This window comes from Marinobacterium iners DSM 11526 (genome assembly GCF_900107855.1).
In the GTDB taxonomy this organism is placed as follows: domain Bacteria; phylum Pseudomonadota; class Gammaproteobacteria; order Pseudomonadales; family Balneatricaceae; genus Marinobacterium; species Marinobacterium iners.
The window spans coordinates 1-14,963 of sequence record NZ_FNRJ01000017.1; the positions used below are offsets into that span (position 1 = coordinate 1).

12 protein-coding genes are annotated in these 14,963 nt (G+C 56.2%); 7 read left to right on the forward strand and 5 right to left on the reverse strand.

Annotation, left to right across the window (positions count from 1 at the left end):
• Window positions 1–607: 607 nt before the first annotated feature.
• On the reverse strand, window positions 608–1,903 hold the full coding sequence (gene tyrS / locus BLV48_RS15075) for a tyrosine--tRNA ligase (protein WP_091827626.1): 1,296 nt from the start codon (window positions 1,901–1,903) through the stop codon (window positions 608–610).
• A 186-nt stretch (window positions 1,904–2,089) separates the two neighbouring features.
• Here tyrS and BLV48_RS15080 point away from each other — a divergent pair, with 186 nt between their 5' ends.
• Together BLV48_RS15080 and BLV48_RS15085 are read left to right on the forward strand one after the other, a co-directional pair.
• Window positions 2,090–3,484 carry an OapA family protein gene (locus BLV48_RS15080; RefSeq protein WP_254775061.1) on the forward strand — a complete coding sequence of 465 codons (1,395 nt, stop codon included), beginning with the start codon at window positions 2,090–2,092 and terminating at the stop codon, window positions 3,482–3,484.
• Window positions 3,481–4,590, forward strand: a complete 1,110-nt coding sequence (locus BLV48_RS15085; protein WP_091827628.1) for an anhydro-N-acetylmuramic acid kinase — start codon at window positions 3,481–3,483, stop codon at window positions 4,588–4,590. Before BLV48_RS15080 ends, BLV48_RS15085 begins: the two co-directional genes overlap by 4 nt.
• A 64-nt stretch (window positions 4,591–4,654) precedes the next feature.
• On the opposite strand, the gene erpA is transcribed toward BLV48_RS15085, so the two are convergent.
• Together erpA and argC are read right to left on the reverse strand one after the other, a co-directional pair.
• The gene (gene erpA / locus BLV48_RS15090) at window positions 4,655–5,002 is read right to left on the reverse strand and encodes an iron-sulfur cluster insertion protein ErpA (protein WP_091827629.1); all 348 of its coding nucleotides are present in this window, start codon (window positions 5,000–5,002) and stop codon (window positions 4,655–4,657) included.
• A 61-nt stretch (window positions 5,003–5,063) separates the two neighbouring features.
• On the reverse strand, window positions 5,064–6,098 hold the full coding sequence (gene argC, locus BLV48_RS15095) for an N-acetyl-gamma-glutamyl-phosphate reductase (protein WP_091827675.1): 1,035 nt from the start codon (window positions 6,096–6,098) through the stop codon (window positions 5,064–5,066).
• Window positions 6,099–6,184: 86 nt separating this feature from the next.
• Here argC and BLV48_RS15100 point away from each other — a divergent pair, with 86 nt between their 5' ends.
• From BLV48_RS15100 to BLV48_RS15115, 4 genes are read left to right on the forward strand one after another with little or no spacing between them, the layout of a single operon-like run.
• Entirely contained in the window at window positions 6,185–7,912 is a 1,728-nt protein-coding gene (locus BLV48_RS15100) for a chloride channel protein (protein ID WP_091827630.1), read from the forward strand.
• Window positions 7,912–8,559 (forward strand): thiamine phosphate synthase, encoded by a 648-nt coding sequence (thiE, locus tag BLV48_RS15105; protein ID WP_091827631.1) that lies wholly within the window; start codon window positions 7,912–7,914, stop codon window positions 8,557–8,559. Before BLV48_RS15100 ends, thiE begins: the two co-directional genes overlap by 1 nt.
• A 12-nt stretch (window positions 8,560–8,571) precedes the next feature.
• Entirely contained in the window at window positions 8,572–9,858 is a 1,287-nt protein-coding gene (gene hemL / locus BLV48_RS15110; RefSeq protein WP_091827632.1) for a glutamate-1-semialdehyde 2,1-aminomutase, read from the forward strand.
• A gap of 3 nt (window positions 9,859–9,861) precedes the next feature.
• On the forward strand, window positions 9,862–10,461 hold the full coding sequence (locus BLV48_RS15115) for a hypothetical protein (protein WP_091827633.1): 600 nt from the start codon (window positions 9,862–9,864) through the stop codon (window positions 10,459–10,461).
• On the opposite strand, the gene BLV48_RS15120 is transcribed toward BLV48_RS15115, so the two are convergent.
• Together BLV48_RS15120 and mrcB are read right to left on the reverse strand one after the other, a co-directional pair.
• Window positions 10,455–11,033 (reverse strand): tetratricopeptide repeat protein, encoded by a 579-nt coding sequence (locus tag BLV48_RS15120; protein ID WP_091827634.1) that lies wholly within the window; start codon window positions 11,031–11,033, stop codon window positions 10,455–10,457. The two genes, BLV48_RS15115 and BLV48_RS15120, sit on opposite strands and share 7 nt — an antisense overlap.
• 15 nt (window positions 11,034–11,048) lie before the next feature.
• The gene (gene mrcB / locus BLV48_RS15125) at window positions 11,049–13,382 is read right to left on the reverse strand and encodes a penicillin-binding protein 1B (RefSeq protein WP_091827635.1); all 2,334 of its coding nucleotides are present in this window, start codon (window positions 13,380–13,382) and stop codon (window positions 11,049–11,051) included.
• A gap of 46 nt (window positions 13,383–13,428) precedes the next feature.
• Between mrcB and BLV48_RS15130 the strand changes: the two genes are divergently transcribed.
• Complete coding sequence (locus tag BLV48_RS15130; protein WP_091827636.1) at window positions 13,429–14,958, forward strand: bifunctional aminoglycoside phosphotransferase/ATP-binding protein; 1,530 nt, start codon at window positions 13,429–13,431, stop codon at window positions 14,956–14,958.
• Window positions 14,959–14,963: the final 5 nt, after the last annotated feature.

Genomic DNA, 14,963 nt, shown 5'->3' on the forward strand with positions numbered 1-14,963 from the left:
TGCCGCCAGCGTTCAATCTGAGCCATGATCAAACTCTTCAGTTTAAAATCTTGTGAATTCAAAGCTGCAAGCAGCTTTTCATTCGGCTCAAGGTATTACACAACGCTAAATGAATATTCAGTTAGGTTGCTTGCCTTGATTAAGCTTTGTGTGCTCAATCCTGACAAGCGCCCACACATATTACCTGATCAATTTGTTAAAGAGCGGGCTTGGCCAACCGCACCGTTCGGTGCAACCTGTTGTCTCAAGCGAGGCGCGTATTCTACCGCAACCCGTTTCAGTGTCAACCGTTTTTTTCGTTTTCTGTTTCAGTGCTGAGCACTCAAACAACGATTCGGCAGTCACTCAAGAAGCGCAATGATGAACCAAAAAACCACTTAATTCAACATCTTACCACTTGCTCAATCGATCTGCCCTGAACCGTTTCCGGTGGGGCGTCTCAAGCGAGGAGGCGAATTCTACAGACACCACTAAGGGAGTCAACACCTGCGTGTAAAAAAGTTTCAGAAAGATGAAAGCAGCCAGTAGCAACGCCTAACCCCCCAAAAAAATAACGGACGCCGAGGCGTCCGTTATTTTTAGATACACTTGGTATTCAGCCACGCAGTCAGTGCAGGTAGAACAGGTGATGCTTTTTCTTGCCCAACTTGACTAGAAAGTACTTACCGAACCGAGCCGCATCGCGTGAAAACAACTTATCTGCCGCCATATTCTGATCCATACCGCATTCTTGATCATTGATCACGACCGCGTTGCGTTGCAGCACATCCTTTACCTGCTTGCCTGAAGCGGCCAAGCCAGCCTCAACCAATAGAGTTGTCAGCGGCAGGTCAGTCAACTCAGCTGGCACCTGTGTTGCCGGCAGCCCATCCTGCTCCAGCTGGGCATAATCCGCAGCACTCAATTGAGATAGATCACCCGAAAACAAAGCTTCAGTGATGCGACGAGCCGCCTCGAGGGCTTCTTTCCCATGGACCATCTCGGTCATCTGCTCTGCCAAAACACGCTGAGCCTCGGGCCGGCCTTCACGGGCACGGTCTTCCGCCTCTATCGCGTCGATCTCGGCGACGGACAGGAAGGTAAAGAACTTCATGAAACGGTAAACATCTGCATCAGGCGTCTGTAGCCAGAACTGATAGAATGCGTAAGGAGATGTCTTTTTCGCATCCAGCCACACCGCACCGCTTTCAGTCTTGCCAAACTTGGTGCCATCAGACTTTGTAATCAGAGGTAAGGTCAACGCATGAGTGGCAGCGCCATTCACTCTGCGTGTCAGCTCAATACCGCCAACAATATTTCCCCATTGGTCGGACCCACCGATTTGGAGCGTACAGTCATACTTCTGATTCAGCTGCTGATAGTCATAGGACTGCAGAATCTGATAGGTGAATTCGGTGAATGACAAACCTGAGCCTTCACGCTCTATACGCTGCTTGACCGACTCTTTTGCAATCATTTTATTGACAGTAAAGTGCTTGCCGATGTCACGCAGGAAGCTGAGTACATCAACACTGGCTGTCCAATCGTAATTATTGGCCAATATGGCCCCATCTTCACCGTCAAAATCAATGAACCGGCTGATCTGGGATTTGAGGCATTCACTCCATTGCTGAACGATTTCAGCTGAGTTCAGCTGGCGCTCCTGATCCTTGAAACTCGGATCACCAATGAGGCCAGTCGCCCCGCCGACCAGAGCGATAGGACGATGACCTGCCTGCTGAAAACGTTTGAGCATTAACAGAGGCACCAGGTGGCCCAAGTGCAAACTGTCTGCCGTGGGGTCAAAGCCGCAATAAAGCGTCACCGGCCCCTGAGACAGATGCTCGACCAGCTCTTCTTCATTGGTCGTCTGGGCAACCAGACCCCGGGCCTTGAGATCCTCAATCAAACTGTTTGCGTTCATACCGCCTGAATCCCTCTATATGGGTTGAGTGTAAGCCGATGGCGCATTCTAAACGCTCACAGGAATGTGAACAAACTCTATCCATTACCAACGTTCCACTGACACCCGACAAATATAAAAATGTTGAATTTCCGTTATACTCCGGTGTCAACGTCAGCGAATTTTCAAAATGACATGGGTGTGTTCGTGACCTCTTTTCTCCGTACTTTGCGCCAGCTTCCTCCGATACACATTGCCGCTGCCATGATTTGTATTGCGGTGATCAGCCTGATTTTCATTTTGATGCCAACTGAAGAGGCCGAAGCGATTAACCGGCCCATTTCACATCAGGAGCCCCCTGCCTCAATCACTGTTGACGACACATCACAACTTGTGGAACCCGATACACAAAATACTTCACCAACCTCAGTGGCACTCCCCATACCCACCGAATCCGAGGCCAGCATCCATCCAGCCGAAGCAGCAAGTCCGGCCGAAAACTGGGTCGAATACCGGATCCAGTCCGGGGACAACCTGACCTCTCTGTTCAAACGAGCAGGCCTCGGTCCGCGTGATGTGTATCGAGTGTCCAGTGCCGTAAGCGGAAGCAATGCTCTCAAGCAGCTGCGCCCCGGCGAACATATCTCTCTTCTTGTCGAAGATGGCCAATTGACAAAGCTGCGCCATGTTCGCAGTCGCTTGAGCAGCACCCTGCTCGTGCAAACAGAAAAAGGCTATGAAGTTGTGGAGGAAGAGCGCACACCAGAAAAGCGCACTGCGCACGCTCAGGGCCAGATAGAAAATTCGCTGTTCCTTGATGCCGCCCGTGCAGGTCTTTCTGATAAAGTCATAATGGAGTTGGCCTCGATCTTTGGTTGGGATGTCGACTTTGCGCTCGACATTCGGCGCGGTGACAGCTTCCAAGTGCTGTTTGAGGAAGAGTTTCTGGAAGGTGAAAAAATCGGGGACGGCAAAATTCTCGCTGCTCGCTTCGTTAACCAGGGGCAGAGCTACGAAGCCGTCCGTTATACGGACAGCAAAGGCGAGACCAACTATTTCACCCCTGATGGTCGCAGCATGCGCAAGGCATTCTTGCGATCACCCGTCGACTTCCGGCGTATCAGCTCGCACTTCAAACCGGAACGCTTCCATCCAGTATTGGGCAAGAGACGCCCCCACCGAGGGGTTGATTACGCCGCCGCCACCGGCACACCAATCAAGGCTGCCGGTGATGGCAAAGTCATTTGGCGAGGCACCAAGGGCGGATATGGCCGTACCATCATCATCCAGCACGGTGGCAATATTACAACGCTGTATGCGCACATGAGTCGCTACCAAAAGGGCGTCAACAACGGCAGTCGCGTCAAGCAAGGCCAGGTCATCGGTTATGTCGGCGCATCAGGCCTCGCCACCGGCCCACACCTGCACTATGAATTCCGCATTAATGGCACTCATAAGAACCCGCTCACTGTAGCCTTGCCTCAGGCTGAATCGGTTCCGGCAAACGAGATGAATGCTTTCAACTCCCAGACAGGCAGCATCATGGCCGAGCTGAATCAGCGAACCGACACCCGCCTTGCCCTGAATGAGCCTGAACAATGACAGACCCGGAGTTTTATATCGGACTGATGTCCGGAACAAGCCTGGACAGCATAGACGCGGTACTGGTTCGATTCACACCGTCGTTCGAACTCTGCTCGGCTTACAGCCACCCCCTGCCCAGTGAGCTGCGCCACCAGATCACCCAGCTGACGCAGCCCGGCAATGATGAGATTGAACAACTGGGGCGACTGGATATAGCGCTCGGTGGAATCTTTGCAGACGCAACCCTGTGTTTGTTGCAACAGGCCGGAGTATCGACTGACGCAATCAAGGCGATAGGCTCCCATGGCCAGACCGTTCGCCACCGGCCGGGGGCTGGCTTCAGCCTTCAGATTGGCGATCCAAACACGATTACAGAGCGCACCGGTATTACTACCGTAGCTGATTTCCGTCGCCGGGACTTGGCCGCTGGTGGTCAGGGCGCCCCACTGGTACCCGCCTTTCATGAGGCGTTATTCCGCAGTCCGATTGCCGACCGGATGATCGCCAACCTTGGCGGCATGGCCAATATTACCTTATTGCCAGCTGACCCGATGAGTCCGGTGCTGGGCTACGACACTGGGCCGGCCAATGTGCTGATGGATGGATGGATCGAGCACAACCAACTCGGCTGTTACGACAGGGACGGCGCTTGGGCTGCAACGGGTACAGTCGACACCAAACTGCTGAATGCCTTGCTTGCACACCCTTTTTTTCACGCTGCGCCACCGAAAAGCACCGGACGCGAAGACTTCAACCCGAACTGGCTCAACATCATGCTTGCTCAATTCAACCATGAGCAGGCCTCTGAAAACATACAGGCGACACTGTTGGAACTGACAGCCATCACCCTGTGTGACGCCATCCGCAGCCAGCTGCTAATCCAACCTGAAGTGTATCTGTGTGGCGGAGGCAGCCATAACAGTCGCTTGGTGGAACGCATTCGCGCCCGACTCTCAGATTGCCGAGTTGACAGCACAACTGCACTTGGGCTTGACCCTGATTGGGTTGAAGCAACCGCTTTTGCATGGTTTGCCATGCGGACCCTTCAACAGCAAACCTCAAGCCTGCCAGAGGTGACAGGTGCCAAAGGCCCTCGCATACTGGGCACTATCTGTCCGGCCTGAATTCCGAAATGCAAAACGCCAGCTCAGCGGCTGGCGTTTTGACTGACTGATCGGTACAGAGAGATCAAATCGAAAAGGAAGAACCACACCCACAGGTTGTAGCGGCGTTGGGGTTGTTGATCACAAACTGCGAACCCTGCAGCCCTTCCTTATAATCTACCTCAGCGCCAGCCAGATACTGGAAGCTCATCGGGTCAACGACCAACAGCACACCATCACGCTCTACGACTGTATCGTCATCAGCCGTATTTTCATCGAAGGTGAAACCATAGGAAAAACCGGCACACCCCCCTCCGGTGATATAAACCCGCAGCTTCAGATTGTCATTTTGCTCTTCATCAAGCAAACGTCTAACTTTTCGAGCTGCCGCCTCGGTAAACGCAAGCGGAGCATCCTGTGCAGTTTCACTCATAGTCACACCAAACCTTTTCAATGCCGCGCATTTTGACTAAACCAACCAAATTAGTCAAGTATTACGGCATCAGTGCGACCTGTTCGAGGCCTGAACGCTCCGGCAGATCAAACATCAGGTTCATGATCTGCACTGCCTGACCGGATGCCCCTTTGACCAGATTGTCGATAACCGACAGCACAACAACGACATCTTCCCCCTGCGGCTGGTGCACACTGATGCGGCACATATTGGAACCTTTCACACTGCGTGTTTCAGGGTGGCTGCCGGCCGGCATCACATCAACAAATGGCTCATTGCGATAGCGCTCTTCAAACAGCGCCTGCAAATCAGGCCCCACTGGATCCTTCAGCACAGAGTACAGGGTTGCATGAATACCACGAATCATCGGCATCAGGTGTGGCGAGAAGGTTAGTCCCACCGGGCGTTCAGCGATACCGGACAGACCCTGACGAATCTCCGGCAGATGGCGATGACCGGGCACACCGTAGGCCTTGACGCTTTCGCTGGCTTCACACAGCAGAGTACCCACGCTGGCACCACGTCCCGCACCGCTGGCACCTGACTTGCAGTCCGCAATCAGGCGACGGTGATCAACCAGCTTGCTTTCCAGCAGTGGCAGATAACCCAACTGCACGGCAGTAGGATAACAGCCAGCACAACCAATCAACTCAGCACCCTTGATCTGATCACGGTTCAGCTCAGGCAGGCCATACACAGCCTTGGCCACCAAATCAGGGCATGTGTGCTTAAGGTTGTACCATTTTTCCCACAGCTCGATATCCTTGATACGGAAATCTGCGCCCAAATCGATTACACGCACACCGCGCTCGACCAGCTCTGGCGCCATGCTCATGGCAACCCCGTGAGGGGTGGCAAAGAACACTACATCACAGGCCGCCAACCGATCCACATCCGGAACCGTAAAGGTAATATCATGGTGGCCACGCAGGTTGGGATACATGTCGGCAACCGGGATACCTTCCTCGGATCGGGATGTAATGACCTCAACCCGCGCTTGCGGGTGATTGGCCAGAAGCCGCAACAATTCAACACCGGTATAACCGGTTCCGCCGACGATACCTACCTTGACCACATGCACCTCTCATCAGTATGCGAAAACTGTTAGGGTATAATACTCAGCCGTTCTGCAGATGACCACCGAGCACCCGAGAACCCATCATGCCACACCGACTGCTGTCACTGGAACACTTCCGAACCCGGCTGGCTCATGTTGATGCCTTGCCCCAGCTGGTGGTGCTTGGCGTATTGTCGGGGCTCGTGGCCGGCGGACTCATGAGCCTGTTCCGAGGCGCTTACAACCTGTTGCAGCATTGGCTGCTTTCCGGTGGCACCGAAAACTTTGAAAGCCTTCCCGAAATCAGTCGCCTGCTGTTTCCCGTGGTCGGCAGCCTGTTGCTGATTCTGCTCTACCTTTCGATCCCCGCCCATGCTCGCAGCGTGGGCATCGTCCACCTGCTGGAACGCCTCAACAACCATCAGGGTCGCATGCCCGGCAGCAACATGCTGGTCCAGCTGCTGGCCGCACTCATTGCACTGGCCAGCGGCCATTCGGTTGGCCGTGAAGGCCCGGCCGTCCATATGGGCGCCGCCTCCAGCAGCTGGCTTGGCCAACGCCTCAATCTGCCCAACAACACGCTGCGCCTGCTGGTTGGCTGCGGTGCCGCTGCCGGCATCTCAGCCGCTTTCAACACACCGCTGGCAGGTGTCATTTTTGCCATGGAAGTGATTCTGCTTGAGTACACTCTGGTCGGTTTTTTGCCCATTATGGTAGCAGCCGTGGTCGGGGATGTTGTTGTGCGCCTGACTGTAGGCGAAGCCATTGTATTCAATGCCCCGGCCCTTCAGATCCACAAGCTGTCCGAACTGCCGCTGGTAATGCTACTGGGGCTGATGACCGGGCTTCTCGCGGTCGGCTTTCATTTTCTGTATCGCCACACCTTTCGCATTTGCCAGTGGAGCATACCCACTCGCTTCCTTCTCGCTGGCACTCTCACCGGACTGGTAGCCATGCATTGGCCAGAAGTCATGGGCAGTGGCTACGATACAATCGAGGCCCTGTTCCACACCCAGCCTGCGGCAATCTGGCTGCTGGGGTTGTTGCTGGCCAAATGGCTTCTGACTCCAGTGATCATCGCACTGGGCATTCCGGCCGGGCTCATTGCACCCTCTCTGTTTATCGGTGCCTCGGCAGGCGCTTTACTTGGTGCGACAGGCAACAGCCTGGGGCTGACGGCCGACACTGCACTTTACGCCATGCTTGGCATGGGTGCGATGATGGCGGCTCTGCTCAACGCCCCGCTGGCAGCCCTGCTGGCGATGCTGGAGCTGACCCACAACACCGCGATCATCCTGCCCGGCATGCTGGCAATCGTCACCGCCAACCTCACCACCCGTTACGGTTTCGGCCTGCCTTCGATATTTCATGCCTCTTTGCAGGCACAGGGGATGGATCTACGCCAGGCACCCTTGACTCAGGTGCTGTCTCGAGCAGCCGTTGGCAGCCTGATGCAACGAAACTTTGCGGAGACTGAGAGTATCATCAGCCTGTCGTCTGCACGTGACCTGCTGACCGCAGCACCTCAGTGGCTGCTGGTGCAAAAGGGTGATAACAGCTTTTTGCTGCCGCCGGCGGACCTGAAAGTCTGGCTTGAAAATGAAACGGCAGACAAAACCGACCCCGAGCTGTCGATAAACCTGCTGGAAATACCGGCACAGCGACGGGATGTAATGCCCCTGCTCTATCGCTCCACGCTGAAGGAAGCGCTTGATCTGATGCTGCAACATCAGCTTGATTACCTGCTTGTCGTAAGCAACCAGGAGTCCCCACTGGGGCTGATCAGCAAAGAACAGATCGAGTCCTACTACAACCACAAGCAGAGCCTCTGATGCCTACATTCTCTTTATCAGGTCTTTACGGCATTACCGATGCCACCCTCATGCCCGATACCCAGACCATGCTGAACGCCTGTGAAGCGGCCATCGCTGGCGGCATGAAAGTCCTGCAGTATCGGGACAAGTCAAACAACTCAGCGCTTCGCCTCGATCAGGCCAGCGCCTTGCGTGCATTGTGCAAAAGCCATAATTGTATCTTCCTGATCAACGATGATGTGGAGCTGGCACTGTCCTGCAAGGCTGACGGCGTCCATCTGGGGCAGAAGGATGGCAGCCTCACGGAGGCACGACAGCGACTGGGCAAAACCGCCATCATCGGACAGACCTGCCATGACCGGCTTGAGCTTGCAATCAGGGCCCAGGCCGAAGGTGCCAACTATGTTGCCTTCGGCTCTTTTTTCCCCTCCAACACCAAACCAGGCGCCAGCCCGGCTCCTTTGTCACTGCTCTCCACGGCACGATCGCAACTGAGTGTACCCATGGTAGCGATAGGCGGCCTCAGCGTGGATAATGCGACACAAGTGATTGCAGCTGGCGCCGACATGACCGCAGTCGTACACGCCCTGTTCGCCGCGCAGGATATTCGCACTCGGGCTGAACAGTTCAGCCGGCTGTTCCGTATTCAGGCACAAGACCATTAAAGGAAGCGACACATGTCCCGTTCAGAATCCCTGTTCAAGGCCGCTCAGACTCACATCCCCGGTGGCGTCAATTCCCCGGTTCGCGCATTCAAGGGTGTTGGCGGCACCCCGGTTTTCTTCAAGCGAGGTGAGGGTCCTTTCCTGTATGACGAAGACGACCGCCGCTACATCGACTATGTAGGTTCGTGGGGCCCCATGTTGCTTGGGCACTCATTCCCTCCCGTGATTGAAGCGGTGCGCGCTGCATTGGATAACGGCCTCGGTTTTGGTGCCCCCACCGGCATTGAAACCGAAATGGCTGATCTGGTCTGCGAACTGGTGCCCTCCATGGAGATGGTCCGCATGGTCAGCTCCGGTACCGAGGCCACCATGAGCGCCATCCGTTTGGCCCGCGGTTACACCGGTCGTGACAAGATCGTGAAGTTCGAGGGCTGCTACCATGGTCACTCCGACTCCCTGCTCGTCAAGGCCGGCTCCGGCGCATTGACGCTGGGTGAGCCCAACTCACCCGGAGTGCCGGCCTCACTGGCCGAGCACACGATTACGCTGACTTATAACGATATTGACAATGTCCGCCAGGCCTTTGCCGAGATCGGCGATCAGGTTGCCTGCATTATTGTTGAACCCGTTGCCGGCAACATGAACTGTATTCTGCCCGCACCGGGCTTTCTGGAGTGTCTGCGCGAAGTCTGTGACGAACACGGCAGTGTACTGATTTTCGACGAGGTGATGACCGGATTCCGTGTGGCGCTGGGCGGTGCTCAGGAATATTTCAACATCAAACCGGACCTGACCACACTGGGCAAGATCATCGGTGGCGGCCTTCCGGTCGGAGCCTTCGGGGGCAAGCGTGAGATTATGCAGCATATCGCCCCGCTGGGTCCGGTGTATCAGGCCGGCACTCTGTCAGGTAACCCGCTGGCGATGGCGGCAGGTCTGACCATGCTGCAGGCACTGCGTGAGCCGGGTATCCATGAACAGCTTTCTGCCAAAACCGAATATCTGACCCAAGGGCTGGAAGCAATGGCCAAACGGCACGGTGTTGCGTTCACCACCAGCGCCATTGGCGGCATGTTCGGCCTTTTCTTCACCGAGCAGGAGACAGTCAGCAGCTTTGCTGATGTGATGCGCTGCGACGCGAAACGATTTGGTGAATTCTTCCACGGCATGCTGGACGCAGGTATCTATCTGGCGCCCTCTGCGTTTGAAGCCGGCTTTGTTTCCAATGCACACACAGAAGCCGAGCTGGATGCGACCCTGGAAGCGGCTGACAGTGTATTTGCCAAGCTGGCGGGATAACACATGGCGGGCGATATTGTACTGCTGGCAGCCGCCCTGTTCAGTGCGGTACTGATGTTCCGCCAGACGGAAGACACGTCTGAAGAGCAGAGTCTGTTGTTGAAAGTGAGCTGCCTCGCACTAGTGTTTGTGGCTCTGGCCGCACTGGGCCGCCTGACACTCACTGACAGCGGGCAGGATATCGAAACGCTGCAGCGCATGCTGGACAACTTGGCACTGTATGCTGCCCTGCCCCTGCTGGCCACCGTCATGGCAGGACAGGCGATGCAGTGGCACTGGTCCAGAGCGGGCTGGGGAAGATGGCTGCTGGGACTGTTTGCTCTGTTTGAACTGTGCCGACGCATAGGGCTTGGCGAGGCCTACACACTGGCGATGGGCATCGCCATCAGCCTTGTGCTGCTGGGTGCCGCCCTGCGCCTGCACGGCACCTTTGCACGACTGGCCTCAGCAGGCAGCGGGCTGCTGCTGGCGGTTGCCGTGTGCAGTCCGCTTCTGCCGGTGCCCCCGTTACCAGCCTTTGTGCTCAGCTCAGCACTGGCAGCGGCCCTGCCTCTGTTTGCCTTTGCCCTGTTGAGCCAGGTCAAACAGCCGTCGCCTCAATAGGCGGCGGCTCGCTGGCCCGCTTCAGCCGCACCTGCACTGTTACCTCCTTCATTGCGAATTTCGGCAACCAGCGTCCATAAACGGCGCAGGGCGCTGTCCTGCCCGGAAGCGATGCTGATTCCCTTCAAAGCAACCTGTTCCGCTTGCAAAAACTGCCCCTGTCGACGCTGCACATCCGCCAGCTGGATATAGACCTCAGGGTCACGCGGGGCGATACGCAGGGCGCGCTCCAATCGACTCTGGGCCGTGCGCAAATCGCCACTGCCGGTATCGCTGCGGGCATTTTCCAGCAAGGCAACAACCGCTGGGCTCTGTGGCTGTACCGGCAGCGTTTCAGTGATCGCCTGACCGGACATGGGCTGCGGTGCTTCACGCTGGGCACGTATCACCGGCGCTTCACCCACCGGAATCACCTGCACCCCCGGGGTTTCCTCAACCGGAACCACACTGCCAGGCGGCTCTGCAGCGGGAGCGCGCGCCCCCCTATCCTCTACAGGCGCACGATAGGGATTGGGGCCTGCACAGCCGGCAAGCAGAGCAGCAAATGCTGCCATCAAACAGATTTTTTTCATCCTGTCCTTCTTTGATCAGTTAAACCAGTTGCGGAACCAGTCAAGTGAGCGGTTAATCGGATTATGCTGACCGCAATCGACGCTTTGTTCTGGTGCTGTGCCCTTCAGGAACGGCAGCTGACGAGACCCCTCACAGCGCTCATCCGAGCGCAGACCTGTAGCCTCATCGATCCAGACATACTCAACACCGGCAGGGCGAGTTGCGATAAACGGTTCCGGACGTTCGCGTCGCATCAGCTCGGTCCAGACCCGCAGGGCTCCACTCGATCCGGTGAACGGCAGTGACGTATTATCATCACGCCCCAGCCAGACCACTGCAAGCCGATCACCCGTAAAACCAGCAAACCAACTGTCGCGCTGGTCGTTCGAGGTACCGGTCTTGCCGGCCACGTTCAGATTCGCCGGCAGAGTATTGTATACGCTGCGTGCCGTACCTTCGCGCGCAACCTCCTGCAAGGCATACTGCATCAGATGTACAATTTCCGGCTTGACCTGCTGTTTCAATGTAAACGGATAACGTGACAACTCTTTGCCTTCGGCATCGGTCACCCGGCGTATCACTCGCAAAGGCATCTTGAAGCCATTCGCCGCGATAGTCTGATAGATACTGGCCAGTTCCAGTGGCGAGAGCGCCTGCGCACCCAGGAGCAGAGAGGGAAAAGACTTGAGTTCGCGCTCGGCACCAAGACGCTCCAGCATGTCAATCACGCGCCCCAGCCCAACCTCCATACCCAAACGAGCGGTGGACTGATTATAGGAAAGCGCCAGTGAACGGTGCAACGGCACCACCCCGTGACTGCGGCGATCAAAATTCTGCGGCTGCCACAGAGATCCATCTGGCTGCTTCAGCTCAAAAGGCTCATCTTGCAGCGGCGTTGCCAGTGTATAGCCCTGCTCCAGCGCCGCCAGATATACCGCAGGCTTTACCAAAGAGCCGATTGGACGCAGCGCATCCAGCGCACGGTTGAAGCCTTCGTAGCGTGTTTCACGCCCACCAATCAGCGCCAGCACTTCACCTGTCTGAGGATCCGTTACCACCATGCTGGCCTCAAGTCCGGCAGCCTTATTGCCATAGCGCTGCTCCAGCTGCTTCAGGCTCTGTTCCAGAGCCGCCTCGGCACGGGTTTGTACCAGCGGGTCAAGGGTCGTGAAGATGCGCAGCCCTTCCGTTGCCAGATCATCATCGCGATACTCTTCCCTCAACTTGCGCTTGACGAGATCAAGATAAGCGGGATACATCCCCTTGTGCAGGCTGCGTTGCTGTACCACGCCCAGCGTCCGGCCTTGGGCTTCATCATATTCCGCCCGGCTGATGTGGCGCTGTTCAAACAGCATTTTCAGCACCAGGTTGCGGCGCTCAAGCGCGCGTTCTGGATGGCGACGCGGATCATACCAGGATGGGCCTTTCACCATCCCAACCAACAATGCCACCTGATGCAACTCCAGCTCGGTAATCGGTCGAGCAAAGAAGTACTGACTGGCCAGCCCAAAGCCGTGAATCGCGCGACTACCGGACTGCCCCAGATACACTTCATTCAGATAGGCTTCAAGAATTTCTTCCTTGGAATAGTGCAGTTCCAGCAGTACCGCCATCGGCAGCTCCAGCAGCTTGCGACTCAGGGTACGGTCCGAGGTTAGGTAGAAGTTCTTTATCAGCTGCTGGGTCAACGTACTGCCGCCCTGGGCAAAACGACCGGCACGGATATTGACCCACATGGCACGGGCGATTCCCTTGAGCGAAACGCCGTGGTGTTCATAGAACGCCCGGTCTTCGACCGTGACCAGGGCTTGCGCAAGATGAGAGGGGGCCTGCTCCAGCTTGATCAGGTCACGATCTTCATTGGAGCGAGGGTAAATACCACCGATCAGAATCGGCTCCAGCCGCACCAGCGGCAGTTGCTGTCCACCCTGAGCCCGGATGGATTCAAGCCGATCACCGGAGAAACTCAGCAGCATGTTATGCGATGGCTCAGCCCCATCAGGAAAATTGAAACCTCGACTGTGAATACGCGCCCTGCTACTTGCCCATTCGACACTTCCCGGCCGGCTGGCCTGGCGCTCAAAGCGATACCCCAGCGCTCTGAGTTCCTGTTTGAGCTCATCCATGGCCAGTTTCTGTCCGGGGTACAGCTCCAGCGGTCGTGCATATACTTTTGCCGGCAGTGCCCAGCGTTTGCCTTCAAACTTGCTGCGCACCTGGGCATCCAGATAGATCAGGCCAACGCCGGCGATAACCGACAAAACCACACCCAGTTTGAGCAGCCATCCCAACAGGCGGCGCAGACGAGAGGGTCGTTTTGCCTGACGGGAGGCAGATCGTTTTGCGGTGGTGGTTCTCTTTTTAGTCATCGCGTCAGTATAATCTTATGCCATCGCTGACAACAGCAGGAGTCTCATGTTACCCAAACTGATACAGTCACTGAGCGAGCCCGGGCATTATCCTCACCCGACCGGCCCGATCCGAGTGATTGAAACACACATCTCCTGGCTGCTGCTCACAGGCGAGTTTGCCTACAAAATCAAGAAGCCGGTCAACTTCGGCTTTCTTGACTTCACCACGCTTGAGCAGCGACGCCACTGCTGTGAAGAGGAACTGCGTCTAAACCAGCGCCTTGCACCGGATATCTACATCGATGTGGTTCCAATTGGAGGCTCTTGCACAGAACCCAAGCTGGGAGCCAGCGAGGAGATTATCGAATACGCGGTCCGAATGTATCAGTTCGATCCTGAACTTCGGCTTGACCGCCTGCTGCAGCGACAGCTGTTTGAAAGCCACTGGATCGACCTTTTGGCCGAGCAGATTGCAGAATTCCACCAAAAAATCCCGATCGTGGCTCAGGACAGCCCCTGGGGTGAGCCTGATACACTGTGGGAGGTCGTGGCTGACAACTTCCGCCATATCCCGCCTGATCATCTCGATACCGACGACTGGAGCCTGCTGCAGCGTCTGTCTGCACAGATCGCACAACAGTTCCGTGCACTGGAAGACAGGCTCAGGCAGCGCAAACGCGAGGGGCATGTCCGCGAATGCCACGGCGACCTGCACTTGGCCAACATAAACCTGTTTCACGATCAGCTGCGTCTGTTTGACTGTATTGAGTTCAATCTGGAGTTTCGCTGGATAGACACGATCTCCGATCTGGCGTTTCTGTTGATGGATTTGGAGGCCAACCAGCAATTCCGTTGGGCCAACCGCTGCCTTAACCGCTACCTGGAGCTGACCGGCGACTACTCCAGCCTGCCACTGCTGAATTTTTTCAAGGCCTACCGCTCCATGGTGCGCGCGAAGGTTGCAATGCTTGGGCTGGAGCCCGACCTTGAGACCTGCCGTCACTATCTGCAATTGACAGCCCACTACTGTCGAGAACGCAGCCCTACCGTATTCCTGATGCACGGGGTCAGCGGCAGCGGCAAAAGCTATTTGAGCGAACGCCTTGCAGAAGCGGTCGGCGTCATACGCATTCGGTCTGACGTCGAACGCAAACGCATCTACCGTGAGCTATCCCTGCAAGGCCATTCACTGGCACTGTATGGGGCCGAAATGAACACGCGGACCTTTCAGTATCTGCATGACACAACGGCTCAGGCATTGAAGGCCGGATACTCCGTGGTGGTTGATGCCACGTTCATTCGACAGCGCACCCGCAATGCCTACGTCGAGCTCGCAAAGAACCTCGGCATCCCGGTGAGAATTATCAGCTGCCACTGCGAACTCAACCTGATTGAGGCGCGTCTGAAACGACGTGAAGCGGAAGGCCGCGACCCTTCCGATGCCGATGTCAGCGTCATGCGCGAACAGATGAAAGTACAGCAACCCCTGACCAGCGAAGAGCAGCTGATCACATTGCCGGTGGACACCCGCGATGATGAAGCGATCGAACAGCTGATGGCGCAGCTGCGCGCACAACGTCTGATCACTGACTGACACCA

What these genes read in the sequence shown, in the direction of transcription:
- hemL (WP_091827632.1), top strand. Translation starts at nt 8,572, where the DNA reads ATGTCCCGTTCAGAATCCCTGTTCAAGGCCGCTCAGACTCACATCCCC.
- BLV48_RS15085 (WP_091827628.1), top strand. Translation starts at nt 3,481, where the DNA reads ATGACAGACCCGGAGTTTTATATCGGACTGATGTCCGGAACAAGCCTG.
- tyrS (WP_091827626.1), bottom strand. Translation starts at nt 1,903, where the DNA reads ATGAACGCAAACAGTTTGATTGAGGATCTCAAGGCCCGGGGTCTGGTT.
- thiE (WP_091827631.1), top strand. Translation starts at nt 7,912, where the DNA reads ATGCCTACATTCTCTTTATCAGGTCTTTACGGCATTACCGATGCCACC.
- BLV48_RS15130 (WP_091827636.1), top strand. Translation starts at nt 13,429, where the DNA reads ATGTTACCCAAACTGATACAGTCACTGAGCGAGCCCGGGCATTATCCT.
- erpA (WP_091827629.1), bottom strand. Translation starts at nt 5,002, where the DNA reads ATGAGTGAAACTGCACAGGATGCTCCGCTTGCGTTTACCGAGGCGGCA.
- BLV48_RS15100 (WP_091827630.1), top strand. Translation starts at nt 6,185, where the DNA reads ATGCCACACCGACTGCTGTCACTGGAACACTTCCGAACCCGGCTGGCT.
- mrcB (WP_091827635.1), bottom strand. Translation starts at nt 13,382, where the DNA reads ATGACTAAAAAGAGAACCACCACCGCAAAACGATCTGCCTCCCGTCAG.
- BLV48_RS15115 (WP_091827633.1), top strand. Translation starts at nt 9,862, where the DNA reads ATGGCGGGCGATATTGTACTGCTGGCAGCCGCCCTGTTCAGTGCGGTA.
- BLV48_RS15120 (WP_091827634.1), bottom strand. Translation starts at nt 11,033, where the DNA reads ATGAAAAAAATCTGTTTGATGGCAGCATTTGCTGCTCTGCTTGCCGGC.